A 24,891-nucleotide genomic window follows, 5' to 3' on the forward strand; every position below is an offset into this window, starting at 1 on the left:
ATTGGCTGGTAAGCGGCCGCGCATGCTGACCATCAATGGAATCACGGTGCGCCTTGGCGGACGCACGATCCTCGAGCGCGCCACCGCCGCGATCCGCCCGCGCAGCCGCGTCGGCCTGATCGGCCGCAATGGCGCGGGCAAGTCGACGCTGATGAAGGTGATGATCGGCCAGCTCGAAGCCGACGAGGGCGAGATCGAGATGCCGCGCCGCACTCGCCTCGGTTATATCGCGCAGGAAGCGCCTAGCGGCACCGCCACCCCGTTCGACACGGTCCTCGCCGCCGATGTGGAGCGCGCCCGCCTCCTGGCCGAAGCGGAAAGCTGCACGGACATGGACCGCCTTGGCGATGTCCACGACCGGCTGATCGCGATCGACGCTTATGGCGCGCCGGCCCGAGCGTCGCGGATCCTGCTCGGCCTCGGTTTCGACGAGGAAATGCAGGGCCGGCCGCTCGACAGCTATTCGGGCGGCTGGAAGATGCGCGTGGCACTCGCCGCCCTGCTGTTTTCGGAGCCGGACGTCCTCCTGCTGGACGAGCCGTCGAACCACCTCGACCTCGAAGCAACCCTGTGGCTGGAGAATTTTCTCAAGAGCTACGCCGGCACCCTCGTGGTGATCAGCCACGAGCGCGACCTGCTCAACAATGTCGTCGACACGATCCTTCACCTCGAAGGCGGCAAGATCACCCTCTATGCCGGCGGCTACGACGACTTCGAGCGCCAGCGCGCCGAGCGCGCCGCCCAGCTGGCTGCGGCCAAAGCGTCGCAGGATGCGCAACGCGCCCGGCTGCAGGATTATATCGCCCGCAACAGCGCCCGCGCCTCGACCGCCAAGCAGGCCCAGTCGCGCGCCAAGATGCTCGCCAAGATGCAGCCGATCGCGGCGATGGCCGAAGACCCCAGCCTCAGCTTCGCTTTTCCCAGTCCGACCGAACTCAAGCCGCCGCTGATCACGTTGGACATGGCGGCGGTCGGCTACGCGGCGGACAGCCCGGTGCTGCGCTCGCTCAACTTGCGGATCGATCCGGACGACCGCATCGCGCTGCTCGGCCGCAACGGCAACGGCAAGACGACCCTCGCAAGGCTGCTTGCTGCACAGCTTCCAGCGATGGAAGGCTCGGTCAACGCATCGGGCAAGATGCGCGTCGGCTACTTCACCCAATATCAGGTGGAGGAGCTGCACGGCGACGACACGCCGCTCCAGCACATGAACCGCGCCATGGAGGGATCCAAGCCAGGCGCGGTCCGGGCCCAGCTCGGACGATTCGGCTTTTCCGGCGACAAGGCGACCACCGCGGCGAGCCGCCTCTCCGGCGGCGAGCGGGCCCGCCTCGCGCTCGCGCTCATCACCCGCGACGCACCGCACCTGCTGATCCTCGACGAGCCGACCAACCACTTGGACGTCGATGCGCGCGAGGCGCTGGTCCAGGCGTTGAACGATTATGACGGCGCCGTCATCCTGATCAGCCACGATCGCCACATGGTCGAGCTGACCGCCGACCGGCTGGTGCTGGTGGAGAATGGGATTGCGGTCGATTACCCGGGCAGCATCGACGATTACATCGACTTCGTGCTCGGCCGGAACCAGCCCAAGGCCGAGGCCAAGCCCAAAGCGGCAAAGGTAGACCGCAAGGCCGCGGCGAAGGCTCGTGACGACGAACGCGCGCTCAAGAAAGCCGCCTCGGAGGCGGAACAGGAAAGCGCCCGGCTGGCTGCCCAATGCTCGGCGATCGACCAGGCAATGTTCGATCCCTCGGCCGCCGATCCGCAGCTTGCATCGCTGCCGATGAGCGAGCTTTCACGCCGCCGGGCGAAGCTCGCCGCGGACCTCGCGCTTGCCGAAGCGCGCTGGCTGCAGGCCAGCGAGCAGCTGGAGAGCCAGGCGGCCTGACCCCCGCGCGGACGTGATCCTTGAACAATAGGATTGCGCCTGCTTGGTTTCGGGGAGCGGTTCGCCGGGCGGCTCTTTGACATAATCCAACGCAATGGCCGATTTGCGCCGTTGTCACCGTGAGCATTGTGAACATTCGCGGGCGGCGGAGCGCGCGAACGGCCCGGCCTAAGCCGCCTTCCGCTCCGCGATCCAGCGGTCGATCTTCTGCTCGAGGATTGCCAGCGGCAAGGCCCCCGTCATCAGCACCTGGGCATGGAAGTCCTTGACGTCGAACTTCGGCCCAAGCTCGGCCTCCGCCTTCTTGCGCAGCCGCTGGATGGTCAGGGCACCGATTTTGTAGGCGAGCGCCTGGCTCGGAATGGCGATGTAGCGCTCCACCTCTGCGGTGGCATCGGTCTTCCCCATGCTGCTGTGGTCGATCATGTACTGGATCGACTGGTCGCGGCTCCACCCCTTGGAGTGAATGCCGGTATCGACCACCAGACGCATCGCGCGAAGCATTTCGTCGTCGAGCGTGCCCATCCGCTGGTAGGGATCGCGGTAGAAGCCCATGTCGTAGCCCAGCGTCTCGGCGTACAGCGCCCAGCCTTCGACAAATGCGGTGTTGCCGCCGAAGCGCATGAACGGGGGCAGCGCTTCATTCTCCTGAGCCAGGCTGATCTGGAAATGGTGCCCCGGCGCTCCCTCGTGCAGGTAAAGCGTCGTCATGCCCGGCGTCGTCCGCGACGGCAGGTCGTAGGCATTGAAGTAGAAGGTGCCTGGGCGCGATCCGTCAGGCGTGCCCTGCTCGTACGAACCCCCGGCCTCGAACTTTTCCCGGAACGGCTCGTAGGGGCGGATCACCAGCTTGGCCCTGGGAATGGTTGAGAAGTACTCCGGCAGCTTGGCATCGACCTGCTTGCCGACCGCATAATAACCCTGCGTCAGCGCGTCGCGGCTCTTCGGCTTGAACTTGGGGTCGGTGCGCAGGTGTTCGAAGAACTGCTTCAGCGTGCCCTTGAAGCCGACCTCCTGCCGAACCTTCTCCATCTCCGCGGTGATCCGGGCGACTTCGCTGAGGCCGGTCTGGTGGATTTCCTCCGGGGTCAGCGGCAGAGTCGTCGTCGACTGCACCTGGTAGCGGTAGAGCTCCGGCCCGCCCTTCATCGATAGCAGGCCGACGCCGTCGCGAGCCTTAGGCAGATACTCGCTCCGCAGGAAATTGCGGACGCGGGTCAGCGCAGGGTACAGCTGGCCGCTGATCGACGCACGATAGGCGGCGGTCAGTCGGGCGCGGTCAGCGGCGGAGACGCTGTCCGGGAACTGCTTGACCGGACCGAAGTAAGGCGAGTCCTCCGGCTTCTGGGCCAGCTGCGTCGTCAGCTGCTCGATCATGTTGCGGGTGGTGAGCCTGGTATCCACCACCCCGCTCGCCAGCCCTTCACGCCAGCGGCCGATCGCCCGGTCCATGTAGGTGACGAAGTCGGCATGCCGCTTCAGATTGTTCTCATAGTCGGTCAACGTCTTGAACGGCGCCGCGCCCTTGCCGCTCGCGAAGGTCGGGTAAAAGGTATGGATGCCGAAGAAATGGTTCATCGGCCGCACCTTGCTCAACAGCAGAAGCTCCGGCTGATAACCGCGAAGCGTGTCCTCGGTGGAGAACTTGAACACGTCATAGGCGAGCTGATCCGTCGGCTTCAGCACCGACCGGTCGATTCGGGCCAAGGCACCGAGATCGGCTTCCGCGGCCGCTTTTTCCGCAGCAAAATAAGCGTCGGTGATGTTGTCGCCGAGGCGATCGGCGTACCGCATGTCGCCGCGGAACAAGGCCTGCAGCGGGTTGCGCTGGAGCGAGGCTTCGTCGCTGGCCTTGAACAGTGCGAACAGCTTCTCCCGCTCGGTGTCAGCGGTCGCGGTCGGAGCAGCGGGCGGCGAGGCTTCCGCGACCAGCGGGGCAGCGCTAGCCGGCTCGACCGGCGCGGTGGTCGCACAGCCAGCCAGGGCGGAGGCGGCAAGCAGAAGGGCGGCGGCGGTCAGTCGAGTCTTCACAAATGTCCCCCGGTCAATGAATATCACGGTCATGAAAGCGAAAGGGCGCCACCGCAAGCGCGGCAACGCCCCTTCGACCAACTGCGATCGACGATCTACCAGAAGACGCTGTAGATAACGTCCACGACGCGGCCAGTGCGCGTGTCGATCAGCAATGCGTCGTCCCAATAGCGGACCCAGCGGTACGGACCGTAGGCCGGCGGTAGGCGGTACATCCAGGGATCCTGGATCCAGTAGTTGCTCCCCCAGTACCGTGAACGGATCGGCCAACCGACGTTGTACGGCCGGTAGCTGTAGCCGAACGGATCGTAGTAGAGGCCGAAGCGGTACAGCGACCGATGGCGGTTGCGGTGCCCACGCCAGTCGTAACGCCCGTCCTGCCGCCAATCGTGTCGCCAGTTGTGGTCGTAGCGGCGGTCGGCCTTGCGCCAGCGGTCGCCGTCGCGGCGATGGCCCTCGCGCCAGCTGCGGTTGCGATCCCGATCGCGTTGCCCGTCGCGCAGGTCGCCGCTCTGCCGTGCCCGTTCGATCGCCACCGCATCGCGCAGCCGGTCGTCGAAGCCGCGCGGCTGCGTCGTATCGGCCAGGGTTCTGTCACGCAGCGCCCGTTCGCGCAGGCGTTCGGCACGCTCTACGCGGCGGACCTGCACCTGCTCGTCGCTGCGCGGCTGAACCGCTTGAACTCGCTGCTGCTGGCGCTCCTGGCGCTGCTGTTGCCGCTCCGCACGGACCGAAGAGTCCGCGGGCTCGGACCGCCGCTGTTCGACCGCATCCCGCAGCCGATCCCCGAAGCCGCGGCGCTGGTCGCCGCCGTCCTGAGCAAGGGACGGAGTTGCTGCCGCTGTGGCCAGCAAGGTGAGAAGAAGGAAGTTGCGCATGACTACCTCAAGGCAAGACTGTTGTTGAACCTTCACTCTCTGCCCCTGCCCATGAGCCGTGCCTTAACGTCGGTGAATTGCACGGTTCATCTGCGGGGCGGTGGTGCTGCCCGGGTTGCGGGAGCCTGCGGTACCGCCGCCGCTGCCATCGCTTGAGCCGCACGGGCGATGGCTCGCCGGATGCGCGGCTGCGCTCCGCACGGGCAGACGTTGGGCAAGGCATCGACCTGCTCGGCGGAGGGCCGCGGACTGGCCTGAAGCAGCGCCGCTACCGCCATGATGAAGCCACTGTCGCAAAAGCCGCATTGCGTCACCTGCTCCGCGGCCCAGGCCTGCTGCACCGGGTGCGCGCGGCCGCTCGACAAGCCTTCGATGGTGGTGATGTCGGCGCCCTCCATGGCGGCGATGGTGACAGTGCAGCTCATCACCGCCTTGCCGTCCGCAATCACGGTGCAGGTCCCGCAGTCACCCGTCCCGCAGCCGTACTTGGTCCCGGTCAGGTTGGAAGCATCGCGCAGCGCCCACAGTAAGGGGGTGTCCGGATCCAGCCTGTAGTGGATCGCCTGCCCGTTCACCGTCATGCTTGTCATCCCGCACGGCCTAGCGCGCCCGCCGCTGCACTGCCAAGATGCGGCATGGCGCGGATCGACATCGGCAGTGGAAACATCGGTTTTGTCGAGGCAGGTGGCGGTCCGGCAACGCCGATGATCCTCCTGCACGGCGTCGGGTCCGACAAGACGGTGTGGCACCCGCAGCTTGAGTATTTCGCGGCCAGCCGCCGGACAATCGCGTTCGACTATCCCGGCTATGGACAAAGCGACCCCATCCCCGGCGCAGACGGCGAGACCTTCGCCCGCGCCATACTCGCGGCGATGACCGCGCTGGAGGTCGAAGAAGCGCACATTTGCGGCCTTTCCCTGGGCGGAGTGATCGCGATCTCCATGCACGCGCACTCTCCGCAGCGCTGCAAATCCCTGATCCTGGCGGACACGTTTGCGACACACCCGGAGGGTCAGGCGATCCTCGATCGATCGATCTCCGCCAGCAGCGAACTGGGCATGCGCGGCCTCGCTGAAGCGAGGGTAGAAGCGCTTATTGCACCCGGAGCCAGTGATGCGGTCCGAGCGGAGGTGGTCGAAACCATGTCGCGGATCGACCCTGCCGCCTACGCCTCGGGCGCCAAGGCGGTTTGGCTCGCCGATCAGCGGGAGCGGGTTGCCGCCATCGCCTGCCCGACGCTGATCCTGTGCGGCAGCGAAGATCGGATCACTCCGCCTTCGCTGAGCGACGACCTCAAACATCGCATCCCGCACGCCGCCCTGGTTGAAATTGCTGGCGCCGGGCACCTGTCCAACCTTGAGCAGCCGGACATCTTCAACCGGGTTCTCGACGGCTTCCTGGCCGGCATCGAGGATTAGCTTAGCGACGCGTTAACCATGACCCTTAGCGCGGCTTTTGCCATCGCCTGCGACAAGCGGCCTCATGGACAGGACGTTCTTCCCGACGCTGGCCGTCATGCTTCTGGCAGCCTCTCCTGCCGGCGCGCAGCAATTCGCACCTTCGAGCCAGGCGACCAGGGCGTCGCTGACGTGGAGCAAGTCTGACGCCATTCTCGGCGGAGCGCCCAGCCGGCTCGCTGCGCTGGTCGCTCAACAGTCCGGCGCAACGGCTCGACCGCCAATCACGCCCGCGCCGCTTGCCCGCTCCCATTCCGTTGCCACACCGCAGCGAGCCAATCTCTCCGCTGAGCCCGCGGGCGACCGCCCGGACGTCTTCGGCACAGTCGCACTGCCGGTCGGCCGAACGCCGCTCGACACACGCTGGCGCAAGGTCCGGCGGCAGGGAGCGGCGGGAACGGAGGCTGCGTTCGCATCTTCGCTACGCAGCCACGATCCGGACGCCCGGATCGCTGCGGTGAATCGGTTCGTGAACGCCCGCGTGGCCTTTGTCGACGACAGCCGCCAGTACCGCGCCGCCGACGTGTGGCAGGCCGCCAAGCTCACGCTTCGCACCGGCCGTGGCGACTGCGAGGATTATGCGATCGCCAAGCTGCAATTGCTGCGCGCCGCTGGCTTTGCCGAGCGCGACCTCTACCTCGTGATCGTTCGTGACTTGGTTCGCCGCGCTGATCATGCGGTGCTGGTCGTCCGGTCGGGGGATCGGCTGCTGATGCTCGACAACGGAACCGATCGGATCGGCGACGCGACCGAGATGCAGGACTATCGCCCGATGTTGAGCTATTCGGCCGGGCGGTCCTGGGCCCACGGCTACCAGCGACCAAACATGACCTTCGCCGCTGTCGAACGCTTCGCGCCGGCCACTCCGGTGGCGCCCGCGGCCGCGCCGGTCGAGCCTCTCGAAACCACCGAGATCGAGATTGCTCAGCGCTCGGTCAGCGCGTCGCTTCTCGCCTTCAGCACGGGCTTGAGCAGGTAGCTCAGGATCGACTTGCGCCCGGTAATGATCTGCGTGTCGGTCATCATGCCCGGAGTGATCGGCAGGCGTCGGCCCGCTGACATCAGGAAGCTCTTGTCGGTCTCGACGATGACGTTGAAGTAAGCCTCCTTCGTCGCCTCGTCGTAGATCGAGTCCGCCGACACCTGCACGACTCGCCCATCCAGTCCGCCATAGATCGAGAAGTCGTAGGCGGTGACCTTGACCAGCGCCTTGTCGCCGACCTTGATAAAGGCGATGTCGCTGGGCTTAACCCGCGTTTCTACCAGCAACTTGTCGCCCAGCGGGACGACCTCCATGATCTTCTGCCCTGCCTGGACAAAGCCGCCGCGCGTGGTGACCTGAAGGTCGTTGACGACGCCCTCGACCGGCGAGCGAAGCTCGGTTTTGCTGAGCCGCCCTTGCGCGCCGCGAAGCGTTTCCTCGTTGACCGCGATCTTGGCCGTGACCTGGCTGCGTTCGTTGAGCGCGTCCTGGCGGAACTCGAAGTTGGCCTCGGATGCCTGGCTTTGCGCCTCGCGCACCGCGGCCATCGCTCGCCCCTGCTGCTCCCGCGCCGCGGCGATCCGGCCCTGGATATCGACCACTTCCCGCTGCGCGTTGGCGAGTTCGGTCTGCGGGACGATGCTCCGTGCGGCCAGCGGCGCCAGCCGGTCGACATTGTCCTGCGCCAGCTGCAGGCTGCGCGAGAGCGAGCCGATCGTCGCCTGCGCCTCGGCGGCCTCGCGCCGGCGCTGATCTGCCGTCGCTCCAAGGGTGGAGATGCGGCTGCGCAGCGCCGACTGCCGCGCTGCGAGCAAAGCGCCTTCGTCGCCGCCGACACCGCCGCCCATCCCGCCTTCGGCGCCAAGCCTTGCGGCGCGCGTCTGCAGCGATCGGGTCTCGGCTTCGATCTGCCCGACGTCGGCTGAGCTTTGCGTGTCGTCCAGCCGCACGAGCAGTTCGCCCGCCCGCACGCGCTGACCCGATCGCACCAGGATCTCGCGGATCGAGGCCGGCTCCGTCGCCTGCACCAACTGCACCTTGCTGGACGGGATGACCCTGCCCTGGCCTTGGGTCACCTCGTCGACATGGGCAATCATTGCCCAAAGAAGGAACAGGAAGAAGCCGATCGCGGAAAAGACGATGATCTTCTGCGAACCCGACAGCGGGGCCCTGCGACTGCCGCGTGGCTGGGGCGAAGTGAAGGGAATGGTGGCCATGGTGACGCCTTGCTCTAGTTGACAGCCGCGACGACGCTGCCGCCGGTGGCGCTGATCACGACCGTGCCCGCCAGCGGCCTGGCCTGCTGCTCCGCAACCTGGGTGCGGGCCCGGTCGATCTCGGCCGGGACGGGGATGCTCAGGGTCCATCCCTTGCTGGTGTCGAGCAGCCCGCCGACGTCATTGGGCGCGCGGGCGATTGCTGGGCCTTGGGTCAGCGGCGTGGGGGTAACATCCCCGCCTGCGCTGCGGACTTCCGCGGCAGCTAAGACCCGACCCTGCGGCCGCAGAACCGACGGATCGGCCGGCTCGCCCGCATAGCGGCCGGTGAAGGCCGAGGGTTGTCCCCAGGCACCGGGCCAGCGGTAGAAGATGTGCGCGCCAATCTGGCTGATCTTGGCCAGCAAAGGTGCCCACCGGGGCGCGACATAATTGGCGTGATAATGAGTCGCTTGGCCCACCGAGCCTTCGACATGGCCGGCCAATGCAGCGGCGGCAATGTCTCGCGCGCTTCGCCACGCCGCAGCGGCCGGAGCCCGGTTCAACGACCCGTCGCATACGAAACTGAACTGGCACACTGGCGTGGAGTTACGCTGGTACACGACTCCGCAGACCGACTTGGGGAAAGCCGGGTGACGCATGCGGTTGAGGATGACCTGCGCCACCGCGCGACGGCCGGGCAGCGGCTCGAAACCGGCTTCATAGTAGACCGCCTGGGTTAGGCAGGTCAGGGCGCGATCGTACGACGTGCCGCCGGTCGGCGTTTCGAACGGCCGTGCCGCCTTGAGCGGCGCCGCACTGAACGGAAGCGCGGCATTGATCTTCAGGGCATCATCGCCGGTCGCCTGAACCGCGGTGGCCGCGGAGCCGGCGGTCGCTTCGATCAGCGCGGCGGCTTGCACCGGCGCGATCGCCTGCGCTGCTGCGCTCTGTCCCCGCGGAGCAAGAGCGTCGCTGCTCAAGGTCGCCGCATAGCTCAGGGCTGCGGCCAGCAAAGCCGGGACCGCGACGAGGACAAAGGCCAGCGTCTCCAGCCGGAGCCCGCCGAAGCGGATCGCCAGTCGGCGACGGGCAAGCTGCACGGCCGTCATGCCGGCTTCCTTTCCGTCTGGGCATCTGGCCCGGCAGCGGCTGCCAGCTTGCCGAGCACTTCGTCCCGGGGCCCGTCTGCCAGGATCCTGCCGCCGTCGATCACCAACAAGCGGTCGACTATGGACAGCATCTGGTGACGATGGGTCGAGACCAGCAATGTCTGGTTCGGAGCCAGCGCGGTGCGCAGATGGTCGATGAAATAGGCTTCCGTCTGCGAGTCCATCGCTCCGGTGGGCTCATCGAGGAACAGCATCTTCGACGGGCTGACTAGCGCCCGCGCGAGCACCAGCAGCGAGCGCTGCCCGCCGGAGAGGAGGGCACCGCGCTCGCCCACCGGCAGGTCGAAGCCGGCGGCGTCGCGCGAGAGGAAGATGTCGGCGCCAGATCGCCTCACGGCCTCGACCAACTGCTCGTCCGTCGCCCGGGCCGAGCCGAGCAGCAGGTTGTCGCGCACGCTGCCGCTGAACAGCTCCGCATCCTGACCGACGAAGCGAAAGGAGTCGCGCAGCTGGTGCGGATGGTACTGGCGGCTGTCGAGGCCATCGACGGTCAGGACCCCTTCCGTGGCGGCGTATAGCCCGCACAGCAGCCGCCCCAAGGTCGACTTGCCCGACGCCACCCGGCCGATGATCCCGATACGTTCGCCCGGCCGGATTACCAGGTTGAGGTCGGACAGGCTGTCCCTGGCTGCTCCTGGATAACGGAAGGAGGCACGGCTGAGCTCGAGGTGGCCGGTGCGGATTGCTGGAACGATCGACCGCGCCGCGCTGGCCCGCTCGTCGCCGGCGTCCATCATTCGCTGAAGGCTGGCGAGGGTCGCAAAGGCCTGCTTGCCGCGGGTGATCAAGAAGGCGAACTGGCCGATCGGGGCGAGTGCCCGGCCGGCCAGCATGACGATAGCGATGATCGCGCCCATCGACATGGCGCCCGCGTTGAACAGGTAGAAGCCGCCGATCAGCAGGCCAATGCTGATCAGTTGCTGCGCGTAGCTGGCGAGGTTGACTGCCACGGAGGTCAGCCGCCGCATCTTTTCCTGCGTGCCGGCAGACATGTCGGACAAGCGCCGCCAGCGGCCGAGCATCTGCCCTTCGGCGCGTGCCGCCTTCAGCGTCTCGATGCCGCTGATCGATTCCACCAGCACCGCGTGCGTGAGGCTGCTGTCCGCCTGCGCGTCGAGTGTCGCCTGGTTCATTCCCTTCTGCAGGGCAAAGCCGGCGAACAGCATCACTCCCATGCCGGCGAGCGGGATCAGCACCAGCCAGCCGCCAAGCACCGCGATCAGCGCCAGGAACAGGATGAGGAAGCTCATGTCGACAGCCAGCACCACGGTCGTCGACGCAAAGAAGTCCCGAACCGACTCATATTCAGACACACGCTTGGCCAAGGCGCCGGTGCTTCCCTGGCGCTCGGCCATGGGCAGGTTCATGACCTTCTCGAACAGCTTCTGGCTCAGCCGCGCGTCCAATTTGCGGCCCACCTCGTCGATCAGCTGTCCTCGAGCCAGGCGGAGAACGAAGTCGAGGGTGAGCGCCAGCAGCACGCCCCCGGCCAGCACCCACAGGGTGGAGATCGCCTTGTTGGGGATGACGCGATCGTAAACGTGCATGGTGAACAGCGGCACCGCGAAGGCCAGCAGGTTCACGACCAGGGCCGCCAGCAGCACCGGGCTCAGCTCCTTGCGCACCTTCCAGGCTTCCGACCAGAACCAATGCGTCCGCTTGGCCTTGTCCCACGGCCGCTCGCCCGCCCGCTCCTGGGTCGGATCGGCCTCAACGTGGACGGCCCGGCCGGTGAAGACCTGCTCCACCTCTCCAAGCCCAACCCATGTCGGCTCATCGATCCCGGGCGCATGGATCAGCGCATCGCCGTCACGCAGATCGAGCAGGACCGCAGCGCGATCCTCCTCAAGCTCAAGAAGCGCGGGCAGCTGGCGCCGCGGCCAGCCCCGCAGGTTGCGGGTCAGCGGAACCCCGCGCATGCCGACCTGCTCCAACGCGGGTTCGACCTGGTGGAACGGCAGGACGCCGCGTGCCGACAGGGCCAAACCCGCGCGCAGGAGGACCGGGGAAGACGGTCGGTCCGCCCGGCGCGCGAGAAAGGCGAGGCAATCGAGGACGGGGTCGAGCTCCTGCGCCTGCGCGGAGTCCAGCCAGTTCATCAAGCTCAACGTCGGTCCCCCCTTCAATACCTACGGCGTAGTGGTCGGCGCCGGGGTCACCGGAGCCGCTGCCGGAGCAGCATCGACCACGGCGGCAGGCGGACCCATCACCGGGTAGCGGAGGCTGTTCTCCTGGCGATCCGTTGCCGGCACCGGCGCGACCCGATAGCGCGTGCGCAGGTCGGCGTATGCATCCCTCGGCATGGCCACGCCCAATGCTTCGATCAGCCGGTTGACCGAGGCAAGCACGCGATATTGTGCGAACAGCCGTGACATACGCGCGGTTTCGGCCTGGGCTTGCACGTTCTGTCGGGTGTTCTGCGCGTCGAGCACGTCGAGCAGCGAGCGCCGGCCGACGTTGAACTGCTCGCGGTAAGACAGCAGCAGATCGTCCGATACGCGGCCCTGCGTTTCCAATTCGCCGACCAGGCGCGACTGGTTCTGCAGGCGGCTCCAGGCCGAGCGGACATCGTCCTCGGCGGCGCGCTGCAGCTGGAACAGGCGTGCATGGGCCTCATCGGCCCGGCGCGACTGTTCGCGAACATTCGCTTCCTTGATGCCGCCGTTCAGGAGCGTCCAGCGAAGCACCACATTGCCCTGGAAGTCGCGGGTCGTGCCGGAGAAGCCGTCGATGTCATGGCCGACGCGGGCGCGGCCCTCGGCATTGATCCGCGGTGCGGCATCCGACCGCGCCGAGCGGACGAGCTCGCGCGAGGCGGACAGGTCCGCCAAGGCTTCCTGCACCCGGGGATTGTTTTCGCGAGCAAGCGCCTCGGCCTCGGCGAGTGTGGCGGGCAGCGCAGCCGACAAATCGGGCGGCACCGTGACGCTGTCGATCGGCACTCCGGTGAGCGTCTGGAACGAGATCGCGGCGGTATCGAGGTCCTCGCGGGCCTCGGTCACCCGGGCGCGGGCCGACTGCAGCCGCTCCTCGGCCTGCTGCTGGTCGGCAATGCTGATGGAGCCTCGCGACACGCCTTCGCGGAGGTCACCTGCAAGCCGCTCGTGGAAGGTGACATTGTCCTCCGAGATCGCAACGAGCCGCTGCTGGAGCAGGTAGTCGATGTAGTTGCGGGCGACGTTCAGCGCGACGAACTCGCTGCGCTCCTCGATCCGCGAGGCAGCGCCATCGGTGCGCGCGGCCTGGCGGCGGATTTCGGCCTGGCGGCCACCGGCGTCCGCCAGCAGCTGGTCGACGACCAACTCGCCCTCGACCGGCTGCAGCCAGTCGCCCGACAGGCCGATCGAACGGCGGGTCGGATTGCTGAGCTTGCGCACGCCGGCTCCCGCCCGGAAGTCGACCCGCGGGTACCACAGGCCCTTGGCCTGGTTCAGTTCCTCCGAAGTCGCCTCCCGATTGTGAACGGCCTGGCGGATGTCGGGATTGCTGTTCAGCGCAGTTTGCACGGCCTGCCGCAAGTCGATGGCATTGGCCGGCATTGCAGCGAGCAACACCGCGCCCGGCAGGATGAGAGTCCAGTGCTTCATGGTCTTAATCTTCCCCTTTGGTCATGTTCGGCAGGACTCCGTTCCACCGGGAGAGCCCGCCATTCGGATCAGCCGTTCTGCACCGGCTGAACCGCGTCATGATGAAGCGCCGACGCCTCCATCGTGAGTGAGTGCATCTGGAACAAGGGGGCGAACTGGCCACTGTTCCACGCCGATACGTCCGTGCCGTCGGGGCTTGCCAGTGCGATCAACGCCGGATTTTCGCCAAGTCCCACCTCCCCAGCCGGAAGTGCGTCCAACAGGCTGTCGATGCTCGGCCCATCCGAGTGGCCGCCGCTGAGCGCATCGGCGACGACCTTTCCGAGCACCGCGTTGCTCTTGTCCTCACCCGTCGCGGCAGCTTCGCCGGCGAGCGCCGCGAGGGCTTCTGGTGCCGGCATGTGAAGTTCGGCAATTGGCACGGGCGCGGCTACTGCCGGAGGTTCAGTCCCCTGCGCATGGTCCGCAGTCTGCTCTTCCGCCTGGCCCGCAGCGGAAGGCACCACATCCAGCTCGCCAGCAGCTTCGCGGACGGCACTTGGCGTCGACTGGGATTCAGTCCCGGCCGCGTCGACCGCCATGGTGGATTCCTGGCCGAACCCGATCCGGTCCGAGCCGTCGACGGAGTTCAGTTCGACCGTTGGGCTGACCGCCAGGGCCGGCATGGCATTGCCGTGCAGATCGGGCTCGGCAATCTCGTACGTCCCTTCCACTGCAGCGCTTCCCGACAGTCCCAACCCCGCCGCCGCGGTGACCGCCATCAGCGTTGTGTTGGTGTTCGCCGCACTCATCGAGCGCAGCGCCTGCAAGCTCGAGCGGCCGCCGATCGCAGCATCGCTGTCGGAAGCGAGCAGCAGGCTGCTGCCGCTCTCGTCAAGGGCCAGGCTGGCGACCGACTGGGTAGAGGCCGCCCCGGCCGTCGTCGCCGCGGGCGCGTTCACCAGCAGATGCTGGCTGACCGCGTCGCCATCGCTGTCGGTCAGCGTGACATTGAAGTCGAGCGAGAGCGACTGCGGCGTGGCGGTCGTCCGGACAATTCCGATGTCGACGATCTTGACCACATCCTGGTCGTTGGTTTCGTCGGCGGTCGCGGTGTCGCTGTCGCCGAACAGCTGCGTTCCCGAGCTTGCCCCGCTCGCGCCCGTTGCGCGGACGAGATCGATCCCACTCCCGGTTAAGCCACCTGTCGAGGTCAGCAGTTGCGCACCGACGATCGTCAGGTTGGCGTTGCCGAGCTGATAATCGTTCGCCTCGATTATCACGAACCCGTCGTTGTTATCGAGCGGGTCGCCGACAACGTACCCAGTCGGGATCGAGTCCCCTTTTCGGTAGATGTCGTCCGGGCCGACAATCACCGCACGCGTGGTATATGCGCCGGTCGCGGTGTCGTAGAGCTTCAGCACGACCACCAGGTCCGTGCTGCTCCCAATCCCATCGAGCCGAAGCGTCAAGCCGCTCGCTTCGACCTGGTTCTGCGGGGTCGACGAAGTGATCGCGCCTCCCGGATTGGTCTTGAAGAAATTGAAATCGAGCACCTCGCCATTCTGGATGGTGTCGCTCGCAACGCCGTTTTCGGCATTGCCGACCGAGACGAAGGCCTGCGCCGCGGTAAACAATTCGCCCGCAGAATATGCCGTGTTGCCGCCTGCTTGCAGCGGCGCCCCATTCTTCACTTCTCTGCCCGTGAACTGCACGAACAAGGGCGTCGTCGAGTTGAGCTGCGATACGACCACTTCCGGCTTGGGCGTATCGCCAAGATCATAGCCGACCCGGTCGATCGCATTGCTGGTCTGCGTGGTGCTGAGCGACACGATCGGTTGAGCGATCGACACCGTGTAGGTGCCCGCCGCCTGGTCGAAGCTGATGGTTCCGCTGTTGGCGCGTGTGTCGACCGCGGCGCCGGGATCGGCGTCGTACGTGAAGGCGAAATTGTAGCTCGCGACGCCGTTCACCGTGCCGGCATAGGTCGGCTGGGTGGTCATCGTGATCGCCCGGCCGCTCACGCTGCCGGTCACCGTTGCGCCGAGGTACTGGCCAGCGTTCAACGGATCGAACGCATTGTCGGCACCGATCGCGAAGCCGAACGCCCCGGTCGAGCTCGTCTGACCGGCGAGCGTGACGTTGGTCGCCGAATTCAGCGACGGCATGTCGTCGTCGAAGGTGATGCTCAGCGATCCGGGCGCGGCCGATAGACTGCCGTCCAAATCACGCAACTGATACGGGATGGTCAGTGCCGCATCGTTTTCGGTGTTGTCGCCGACCTCTCCGTTCAGGGGCTGATGCTGGACGCTATCGTTCAGCGTCAGCGTGTAGGCACCGGTCTGCGCGTTGGTGATCTGCACCGTTAACAGAAGTCCGCGAGGACCGGTCGCAGTGAGGGTCAGCCCATCGCCGCTGACGGCGTAGGTGACCGTCTCCTCGCCTACAATCGCCGTGGTGTTGTTCAGGCTGGCGGCAAACAGGAAGGTGGTGATGCCGTCGCCCGGAGTGCCCTGCAGCGTACCGGTAAACACCGCTTCGTTGGTGTCGCCGGCACCGGTTTCGCCGGCATCGGCGTCAAGATCGCCGCTGGTGCTGCCCGGGTTGCCGTTGCCGACATATGCGACGCCCTGCATCAAGCCGTCGTCATCGACCGCCGCATTTGCAGAACCGGCGACTGGCGCCCGGCTGGCGATCGAAATCGTTAGGGTGGCCGTCGAAACGTCGCCGTCGCCGTCGGTCAGCGTGTAGGTGAAGCTGTCGCTGACACCGCCGGGACTTCCCGGGCTACGGGTGTAGACGTAGGTGCCGTCTGCATTCAGCTGCAGCTTTCCATATTGCCCATCAACCTGCAGGTTGCCCGATCCATCGAGGGTGTCGTCGCTCGATCCGCCGAAGCCGACCACCTTGCTGACGCTGGCTCCATCGGCACCCAGGGTGTCCGCGCCGCCAGGAGCGGCAGTGGTGGTGCCTGCGCCGGTGATCACATTGCCGGTGGCACTGGTGCCCCCTGCAGCGATCGCGTCAAGGTCATTGCGCGCGGTCGGTATATCGTCGATCACGTCGACCTTGATGGTCCCCGTGATGCTGTTGCCGATAGCGTCGGTCCCGACGTAGGAGAAGGTCTCGACTGCCTGCTGGAGGTTCGCGCCATTGTCGGCGGTGGCTCCATCGAACGGGGCCGTCAGCGTATATTTGAACGTGCCGTCCGCATTCAGCTGGAACACGCCAGAGGCGGTGGTGACCGCCTGCGCCGTGTAGGTGACGCCGGCCAGAGCTATGGTTCCGCCGATCGTTTCAGCACCCGACGCCGGGTTGCTGCCCGTCGCGGTGCCCGGCGCGAGATCCGCGGCGTCCTTGACGAGGTCGAGTGCAGCTTCGCTCACTTGCACCGTCGGGCTGGGGCCAACGATCGTCACGTCCTGGACGTTGATCGTCAGGGTCGCAGTTGACGTGTCGCCGTCGGCGTCCTCGATCGTATAGCGGAATACATCCTGCTGATTGCCTGTCACGGCATTGGCCATAGCGACGTAGGTGTAGCTGCCGTTCTGCCCGAGGGTGAGCGTGCCATATTGGCCGGGCAGCACGTAATTCCCGCTGGTCGGGCTCGTATCGGCCGTGCCCTGGTTGACGCTCGCAATGCCAGTCACGCGGATCGGCGCATAGCCGTCCACCCCGGGGCTGTCCGCTCCGCCTGGCGCCGGCGTGGTCGTGCCGCTGCCGTCGAGCACGTTGCCGGTCGTGGACCCGCCCTCGACGACTGCGTCGCTGTCGTTGCGAGCGGCGGGGCCGTCGTCGAGGATCTGCACACGATCGCCGATCGCCACCGTGGCCGTTGCCGTGTCGCCGTCGAAGTCCTTGATCGTGATCGACGCGCTGACCAGCCCGGCTAGGCTGAGCACATCGTCATGGTCGGCAGGCTGACCCCCGTCCTGGTTGTGCTCGAGCGCGACGTTTTGCGTGTAGGTCAGGGTGCCGTCGGCATTGATGTGCAACGTGAAGGCGGTCTGGGCGCCGGCATTCTGATAGGTGCCGGCGATCGTCTGCGCGTCGATCTGAATCAGCGTGATCGGGAAATCGCCGGCCGCTGTCTTCAACGTGGTTGCGCCGTTCAAGCTGGTGATCGACAGGGCGTAGCTGACCGCCCCGCTCGCTGCCGCGCCATCGGCGCCGAACGCTTGCGTCGCGGTGAGGATCGGAGCGTCGCTGGTGTCGCTGACCGGAAAGCCGGTGCTGGCCGCGGCCGTCTCGTCGACCGTGGCGCTGCTGCCGGCTGCGACCGCACTCAGGACCGGGCCATCGTCGGCGAAGCGGACGTTTCCGCCAAGGTCGAGCTGCTGGCTGGACGTCGCGATGTCGCCGTCGCCATCGGTGACGACCAGGCTGCCGGTGAGCACGAGCTTGCCGGCGGCGAGAATCGCAAACTGATCGTCGAACGGCGCGTTGGCGGGAGCTGCCTCGGCCCCATGGTCGATCTGGCTGTACTGGGTCAGCGTCACGACGCCGTCATCACCGACCTGCAGGGTGAACACCACGGACGGGTCGGACACCGACGCCGGTGCGCTTGCCGCGGTCGAGCCGATGACCAGCCCGTTACCGATCTCGTAGAGGTTCACGGCCTGGCCGCGGCTCTTCAGCCCCGAATTCTTGACGAGCACATCGAAGTCAAAGGTCTTGACCGTCGACACCGCGCCATCGGCACCGGCTGCGGAGGAGAAGGTGAACACGCCGCCAAAATCGACACTGCTGCTGTCGACGTCCTCGGCGGTCGGAACGCCGTCCGTCTCTGCGTCCTGGGTCGTCAGCGTCGGCTCCCCGCCGGTGCCAAGTGCAACCGTCGCGGTCGGCGCGTCGTCGTTAAACTCGACGTTCAGCATACCCGTTGCCGAGCTGTTGTCGCTGTCGAGCACGGTGAAAGTAAGCCCGACGAGCGGAGCGCTCGCCTCGTCGCCGCCGGATGCGTGCAGGACATTGTCGAGCATGGTAAGGGTGTAATTGCCGCTGGTCGCATCACCCAGCACGACGGTGAACAGGGCGGTGCCATCGCGTGCACCGCCTACCACGGTCGCGGTAAGCTTCAGGCTTGCCTCGTCCCAGCTGTAGCGCACGGTCTCGGTTCCGACGGTGGCGGTCTTGGCGTTCATAGCCGCAAAGCTGATCGAACCCGCACCGTCCCCGCCAAACCCGAAGTCGAGGAGACCCCGGAAGACAGCTTCGCTCGGATTACCCGGAGCGATCTCCCCGATATTGGCGTCGATGTCGCTGGTGGTGCTCGCCGGGTTGTTGACCGGGAGGCCATCGTCATCGACCGTCGCGATGGTGGTTCCGGCGCGCGGCACGTTGGCATCCACAATGGTGAAGCCGAAGCTTGCGCTCGCCGTGTCGCCGTCTCCATCCGTAATTGTGAAGGTGCCGCTCGGGCTTCCCGCACCCGCCGCATCGGCGGTGTAGGTGTAGCTGCCGTCGGCCTTGACGACGATCGTCCCCTGCCCGACCGCCACCGCCTGGCTGAAACCGGTCGCGGGGTCGAAGACCAATGTCACGCCGTCGATCGCCGTGACCTGGCCGCCATCCTCGCCCGGATCGAAGTCGAAGCGCCCGGATACGGAGCTGCCTTCATTGACCCGCTGAGCCGCTTCATTGCTGCCCATCGGACCGTCGTCCTGGATCTGGAACACGCCGCGGCTGACGTCCACGTCGGCCGTGTCGGTGTCGCCGTCGAAATCCGTGACCGTCTGGCGCACCACCAGCGACTCGGCGGCCGCATTAAGCGCCGCCGTTTCGTCGAAGCTAGTGCCCGCAGTCGGGTGCCAGATCGGGCGCAGCTGGGTGAAGGTCACCTCGCCCGTCGCCGGATCGATGCCGATCGTGAGGTACTCCTTGCCACCAACCGAGCCGGTGATGAGATTGCCGCTCTGGTTCAGCAGTATCTCGGCGCCCTGGCCGTGGCCGTCCGCATCGGCAGACGTATCGGTGGTGTCCAGCGCGAACAGGCCGGACCCGACATTTTGGCCGGTCAGGACCAGGGCATAGCGAACGCCGCCCGCGCCATCGGCGCCATAGTCGATCGCCGTCACGAAGTTGTCGGCAAAGCTGGCGGTAGTTGTGGCCAAGCCTACGGGAGTGTCTCCGCCCGCGGTGTCGGTGCCGGTCGGACGGCTCTCGTCCAGCACCAGCACCTCGTTCGCCGCTGCGCGATCCACGCGAGCGTCCGGACCGTCGTCGGTGAAGCGGAGATTGGCTCCGATTGCCAGCGTCTCGCTGGCGGTGGCGCTGTCGCCGTCATTGTCGACGATCGTCGCACTCGCAGTCAGGGTGACCAGCCCGTCGGCAAGGCTGATCGACTGATCCGCGAAGGGCGCAGCCGAGGCGCTCGGATCGTCCGCGAGCGGATGGTCGATCTGGCTATATTGCGTCAGGGTCACCAAGCCCGCTCCGTCGACCGAGATCGCGAACACGGTGTTCCCATCGGTGATCGAGGCTGCATCGGCGGCAGTCGAGCCAACGACCTTGCCGTCGACCCGGTACAGGTTGATCGCTGCCCCGCCCTGCTTCAACCCGGACGCACCACCCGGTGTGTCGAGGGCGTAGCCGAGCGCCGGCGTACCTGCGCCATCGGCGCCGCCCGACGCGACCAGGCTGAATACGCCGCCGAACGCGCCGCTGCTGCTGGCGGTATCGGTCGCCGTGCCGCGGGTCTGCGACTCGTCGGTGACGAGGCTGATCCCCGCGTCAGCGCGGGCCGTGACGTCGATTGTCGGGCCGTCGTCGAGGAAGCTGACCAAGCCGCCGATCGGAGCGGAGGCGGTCGCAGTGTCACCGTCGAAATCGGTCAGGGTCAGCGTTGCATCGACCAGCCCGGCGAGGCTCAGTGCATCGTTGTACGCCGCTGCCGTGCTGCCAACCACACCGTGCTCCAGCGCGAGGTTCTGGACCAACGTCAGCGAACCGTCGCCATTGATGGTCAGCGTGAACGCGGTCTTGGTGCCGGTTCCGTCGTCATACTGTCCGGTCACGACGTTTGGAGCAGTCGCGACCAGCGAGATGGCGAAGTCGCCCGCGGCGGTTCGCAGCGGAGTCGCGCCGCCGCCGACGATCTGCAACCCGTAGCCGACCGCGCCGCTGGCGGCAGGTCCGTCTGCACCAAAGGCCGTCGACGCGGCGAGCACAGCGCCGCTGCTGCTGGCGCTGATCGGGAAGCCCGCGGGGGTGCCCGCGTCCGTTTCATCGAGGGTGACGCCACTGCCGGCAACAAGGCCGGTCAGGCGCGGGCCATCGTCGGCAAACTGCAGGTTGGCGCCGATGGCCACGGTCTCGCTGTCGCTGGCGACATCTCCGTCATTGTCGACGATGGATGTAGTCGCGGTCAGCGTCACCAGGCCATCCGCCAAGCTGATCAACTGGTCGGCAAAGGGCGTTCCGGTCGCGCTCGGATCGAGGCCGATCGGATGATCGATCTGGCCGTACTGGGTCAAGGTGACAACGCCCGCGCCGTCCACCGCTACGTCAAAGACGATATTGGCCTGGGTGATCGAAGCTGCGTCCGCCGCGGTCGAGCCGACGACCTTGCCGCCGACGAGGTAGAGGCTGATCTCCACGCCGCCCTGCTTGAGGCCGGACGCCCCGCCAACAGTGCCGAGCGCGAAGGTCGGAACGGTGATGGCGGCGCCATCGGCACCGGGCGCGAAGGAGAGGCCGAACAGGCCGCCGAAATCGGCGCTGCTAGAGGCACTATCACTGGCGGCGCCGATTGTGTCCGCGTCCTGCGTCTGCAGCAGGATCCCGGCATCTGCTCCGGCGGTCACGTCGATTCTCGGGCCATCGTCGAGGAAGGTGATGAGGTTGCCGACCGGCACCGAGCCGCTGGCGGTGTCACCGTCGAAATCGGTGAGCGCAACGGTGGCATCGATCAGCCCGGCCAGGGTCAGCGGATCGTTGAGCGCCGCTGCCGAGCTGCCGTCCAGATTATGTTCCAGCGGAACGATCTGGGTCACGCTGATCGACCCGTCGGCGTTGATGGTGACGGTAAAGGCCCCCTTCGCTCCGGTTCCGTCGTCATACTGGCCGGTGACAACATTCGGCGCGGTCTGGACCAGGGTGATGGCGAAATCGCCGACGGCGGTGCGCAGGCCGGATGCCGGGTTGACGATCGTCAGGCCGTAGGTGGCCGAACCGCTCGCCGCAGGTCCATCGGCGCCGAACGCGAGGGCGATGCCGATCGCCGGACCGCTGCTGGTCCCGCTGATCGGGAAACCGACTGGCGTGGCCGCGCTGGTCTCGTCGAGGGTCACGCCGCTGCCGGCGCGCACGTCGGCCAGGCTTGGGCCATCGTCGGTGAAACGCAGGTTGGCACCGATCGCCACCGACCGCATGTCGGTTGTGCTGTCGCCGTCATTGTCGGTGATCGTCGCCCGCGCATTCACGAAGATGCTGTTGTCCGGCAGGGTCACGAACTGATCGGCGAACGGGGCGTCGTTGGCGCCGCTCTGCACCGGATGGTCGATTTGCCCGAACTGGGTCAGGGTCACCGCACCGGTCGCGTTCAGGGTGACGCTGAAAATCGTGTTGGCACCCGTGATCGCGGCGGAGCTGGACGCCGTGGAGCCAACGATCGTGTTGCCGGGCAGGAGGAACAGCCGGATCGCGGCGCCGTTGCTGGTCAGTCCCGTGGCGGAGCTGCCGAGGCCGAGCGAGTAGGTGATCGCGGGGTTGGCCGCACCGTCGGCGCCGCCGCTGAACGACAGCCCGAACACTCCGCCGAAATTCGCGCTGCTGCTCGCGCTGTCCGAGGCCGCGCCGACCGTGTCGGCGTCGTCCGTGGTCAGGATGACGCCGGCATCGCTGCCCTGCGTGATCGTCAGGCGCGGGCCGTCGTCGAAGAAGCTGATGCGCTGGCCGACCGCTGCGCTCGCGCTTGCAGTGTCGCCGTCCAAGTCCCGCGCGGTCACGGTAGCGTTGAGCAGCCCGGCGAGCGTCAGCTCGTCATTGTAGGCTGCACCCGAATCGCCGTCGACATTGTGCTCCAGCGGAACGGCCTGAGTAACAGACAGGGTACCATCGGCATTGATTGTAGCGGTGAACGCCGTCTTGGTGACCCCGCCCTCGACGTACGACCCGGTGACCAGGGTCGGAGAAGTCTGCGCCAGCGTGACGGGAAAATCGCCGATCGCCGTCTTCAGGGCAGTGGCACCGCCGCCGACGATTTGCAGGCTGTAGCTGAGCGAGCCGGTCGCGGCGGGCCCGTCGGCGCCGAACGCCGCGGTCGCGCTGATCACGGCCGCAAGGCTGGTCGCGCTGAGCGGGAAGCCGGCCGGGGTCGCCGCAGCGGTCTCGTCGAGCACGATCCCGCTCGCGGAAACGGCATTGCCGATGCTCGGGCCGTCGTCAGCGAACTGGAGGTTGGCGCCGATGTTGATCACGGCAGTGTCCGACGCGCTGTCGCCGTCGCGGTCGGCCATGCTCGCACTGGCGGTCAAGGTGACCAGGCCGTCGGCGAGCGAGATCAGCTGGTCGGCAAAGGGCGCTCCGGACGGGCTTGGATCCGCTGCGGCCGGATGATCGATCTGGCTGTACTGGGAGAGCGTGACGACGCCGGTGCCGTTGACGGCTACGTCGAACACGGTGTTCGCCGCGGTGACCGCACCCACGCTGCCGGCGGTCGAGCCGACGACCTTGCCGCCAACCATGAACAGATTGATGGCGGTGCCGCCGGAGGTCAGGCCGGAGGCACTTGCAGTGACGTTGAGCGCAAAGCCGAGGCTGGCCGGCGCTGCCGTGCCGTCCGCTCCGCCCGACGCGCTGATCCCGAACATCCCCCCAAAATTCGCCGAGCTGGACGCCATGTCGCTCGCAGTGCCGACGGTTTCGGCATCCTGCGTCTGCAGCACGATCCCGGCGTCCGCGCCGGCGGTCACGTCCACCACCGGCGTGTCGTCGTCGACGTTGACCGTCAGCGTGCCCGTTGCGGTGTCGCCGTCCTCGTCGCGGACGGTGTAGCCAATCGTGAACTCGACATTGTTCTCGTTGCCGCTCGCCTCGTGCCGGACCGCAGCGTTCTGGGTGATCGTATAATCGCCGGTTGCCGGGTTCACAGTGATCGTCAGGACAGTTACGGTGACGCCGTTCTGCACCTGCTGGACAAGCACGGAACCGTTCGGCCCGTGGACATAGCTGAACCCTGCCGGTGCGCCGGTGAGCAGCAGGTCCCAGCTGAGATCGCCGTCGCCTCCTGAGCCGGACAGCCGGCCCGACGCGGTCGGCCCGGCATCCGGATCGTCTCCGACCCCACCGGCGGCACCGCCGGCAAGCACGTCCTCATCGAGCGGAACAAGCGGATTTAGGCCGATCTCGACCTCGCGGTCGACCAGCTGTTCCAGTTCGCGGAACTCGGGCGGAGTGTAGCCAAGCTCGGTCGGCGGAATGAGATCGCCCAGCGCCACGCCCGGATCGAGCGGCCCCACGAGAAGGCCGAAATTGCCGCCGCTCGACTGCGGGGTACCGGCGGCCGGCTGCGGCTCGCTGTCGATCAGCAGTGCGGCCAGGTTGGTCGCAGGCACTTCCACTGTGCCAAGCACCAGCTGCGGGACGAAGATCGCGCCATCCACTATCACCATCTGTGTACCGTCGGGGAGCATGACCACCAGGTCGCGCCCGATCACGCGAATGTCGCTGAGGTCCACGCCGGCGGGCAGGGTCACGACCCCGTCTGGTCCGGGAACGACGCGCTGGGCACCGGCCTGCACAACGGCGGGGGTCTTGCCGATTTCAATCGTCAGGCGGGCAGTGTCGGTGCCGCCTTCCCCGATCAGGGTGTAGGTGAAAACGTCGCTGACGTTCTCCGGAGTGCCCGGCTTGGGCGTGTAGCTGTACTCGCCGCGGGCATTGATGGTCAGGGTACCATGCTCACCGTCGACGCGCAGTTGCCCGCCCGAGAAGCTGCTGTCGGAGCCCCCAGCGCCCTCGATCGCGGTGATGCGTCCTCCGGCCGCAACGTCGGCACCCGCCGATCCGGTGACGGTGCCCGCCCCGGTGATCGTGTTGCCGGTCGCCGGGCCACGATCGCCGGCAGCAAGGGCATCGCCGTCGTCACGAGCATCCGGCCCGCGCGAAGCGTCCTGGAACGAACCCGTCCGCGATGCATCATCGAAGCGCATAAACTACCCCCGCCATCGGCCGCCGCCCCAATCGCGCCGCCCCTGTTGCCGAACCGGGAGGTCAGGAAGGCCCTCCGGTTTAACACCGATGGTTAACGCCTTGCCCGCACGTTCGTCGGTTCGCAACAAAGCAAGCACAAGTTCAGCGGGATTGGCAAGAATCGTGCTTTTAACGCCACCCTTCATAGTTAGGCGATGAGCGCCTCATGGAAGTTAAAAATGTTAACGATGCAGAAGATTATAAGTTAACCAGATGAAGGGGCGCAGGATTTGCTATCGGTGTCGCGGTTGTGAATGCGTCTGCGACTTTGGAATACAACCAAGGTTGTAAGTAGTAGACCTACTTGATACTGTAGTAATGCGATGGGTGCGGCGGCGCTCTCGTGGCAGAAACCATTCATTAACCCTGATCGATAAACTGATTTCGGGGCGAGAACAGCAGCAGCATTGAGTCGGGCGAACCGACGCCGGATGCGGGCCACGTCCCGTTTTGGGACCTTCTCAGGGCGCGGAGTCCATCGGCCGCACCAGAGCCGCCGCGAATCGGACCACCTTGCTGGCCCGC

11 protein-coding genes are annotated in these 24,891 nt (G+C 66.6%); 3 read left to right on the forward strand and 8 right to left on the reverse strand.

All coding sequences use genetic code 11. The features are described 5' to 3' along the window. Nucleotides 1-22: 22 nt before the first annotated feature. On the forward strand, nucleotides 23-1,891 hold the full coding sequence (locus ACFQPG_RS00665) for an ABC-F family ATP-binding cassette domain-containing protein (protein ID WP_380809420.1): 1,869 nt from the start codon (nucleotides 23-25) through the stop codon (nucleotides 1,889-1,891). Nucleotides 1,892-2,059: 168 nt separating this feature from the next. Here ACFQPG_RS00665 and ACFQPG_RS00670 read toward each other — a convergent pair whose 3' ends face one another. The 3 genes from ACFQPG_RS00670 to ACFQPG_RS00680 form a co-directional block, all read right to left on the reverse strand. Beyond that, nucleotides 2,060-3,955 (reverse strand): DUF885 domain-containing protein, encoded by a 1,896-nt coding sequence (locus ACFQPG_RS00670; protein WP_380809422.1) that lies wholly within the window; start codon nucleotides 3,953-3,955, stop codon nucleotides 2,060-2,062. A 62-nt stretch (nucleotides 3,956-4,017) separates the two neighbouring features. Continuing rightward, nucleotides 4,018-4,800, reverse strand: coding sequence for an RcnB family protein (locus tag ACFQPG_RS00675; protein ID WP_380809424.1), 783 nt, complete (start codon nucleotides 4,798-4,800; stop codon nucleotides 4,018-4,020). Between the two features lie 86 nt (nucleotides 4,801-4,886). Beyond that, complete coding sequence (locus tag ACFQPG_RS00680; protein WP_380809426.1) at nucleotides 4,887-5,390, reverse strand: (2Fe-2S)-binding protein; 504 nt, start codon at nucleotides 5,388-5,390, stop codon at nucleotides 4,887-4,889. 45 nt (nucleotides 5,391-5,435) lie between these two features. Between ACFQPG_RS00680 and ACFQPG_RS00685 the strand changes: the two genes are divergently transcribed. Both ACFQPG_RS00685 and ACFQPG_RS00690 read left to right on the forward strand, forming a co-directional pair. Beyond that, nucleotides 5,436-6,218: an alpha/beta fold hydrolase gene (locus tag ACFQPG_RS00685; RefSeq protein ID WP_380809428.1), complete on the forward strand. Its 783-nt coding sequence runs from the start codon at nucleotides 5,436-5,438 to the stop codon at nucleotides 6,216-6,218. A 64-nt stretch (nucleotides 6,219-6,282) separates the two neighbouring features. Then, on the forward strand, nucleotides 6,283-7,236 hold the full coding sequence (locus ACFQPG_RS00690) for a transglutaminase-like cysteine peptidase (RefSeq protein ID WP_380809430.1): 954 nt from the start codon (nucleotides 6,283-6,285) through the stop codon (nucleotides 7,234-7,236). On the opposite strand, the gene ACFQPG_RS00695 is transcribed toward ACFQPG_RS00690, so the two are convergent. From ACFQPG_RS00695 to ACFQPG_RS00715, 5 genes are all read right to left on the reverse strand, one after another. Further along, a complete protein-coding gene (locus ACFQPG_RS00695) occupies nucleotides 7,182-8,456 on the reverse strand; it encodes an HlyD family type I secretion periplasmic adaptor subunit (RefSeq protein ID WP_380809431.1) in 1,275 nt (424 codons plus the stop codon). The genes ACFQPG_RS00690 and ACFQPG_RS00695 overlap by 55 nt on opposite strands. A 14-nt stretch (nucleotides 8,457-8,470) precedes the next feature. Further along, nucleotides 8,471-9,547: a cell wall hydrolase gene (locus ACFQPG_RS00700; protein ID WP_380809432.1), complete on the reverse strand. Its 1,077-nt coding sequence runs from the start codon at nucleotides 9,545-9,547 to the stop codon at nucleotides 8,471-8,473. Further along, the gene (locus ACFQPG_RS00705) at nucleotides 9,544-11,706 is read right to left on the reverse strand and encodes a type I secretion system permease/ATPase (RefSeq protein WP_380809433.1); all 2,163 of its coding nucleotides are present in this window, start codon (nucleotides 11,704-11,706) and stop codon (nucleotides 9,544-9,546) included. Before ACFQPG_RS00705 ends, ACFQPG_RS00700 begins: the two co-directional genes overlap by 4 nt. Nucleotides 11,707-11,736: 30 nt before the next feature. After that, nucleotides 11,737-13,194: a TolC family protein gene (locus ACFQPG_RS00710; RefSeq protein WP_380809435.1), complete on the reverse strand. Its 1,458-nt coding sequence runs from the start codon at nucleotides 13,192-13,194 to the stop codon at nucleotides 11,737-11,739. Nucleotides 13,195-13,262: 68 nt separating this feature from the next. Beyond that, a complete protein-coding gene (locus ACFQPG_RS00715) occupies nucleotides 13,263-24,326 on the reverse strand; it encodes a beta strand repeat-containing protein (RefSeq protein ID WP_380809437.1) in 11,064 nt (3,687 codons plus the stop codon). Nucleotides 24,327-24,891: the final 565 nt, after the last annotated feature.

This window comes from Sphingomonas sp. GCM10030256, from assembly GCF_042666415.1.
Taxonomy (GTDB): Bacteria; Pseudomonadota; Alphaproteobacteria; order Sphingomonadales; family Sphingomonadaceae; genus Sphingomicrobium.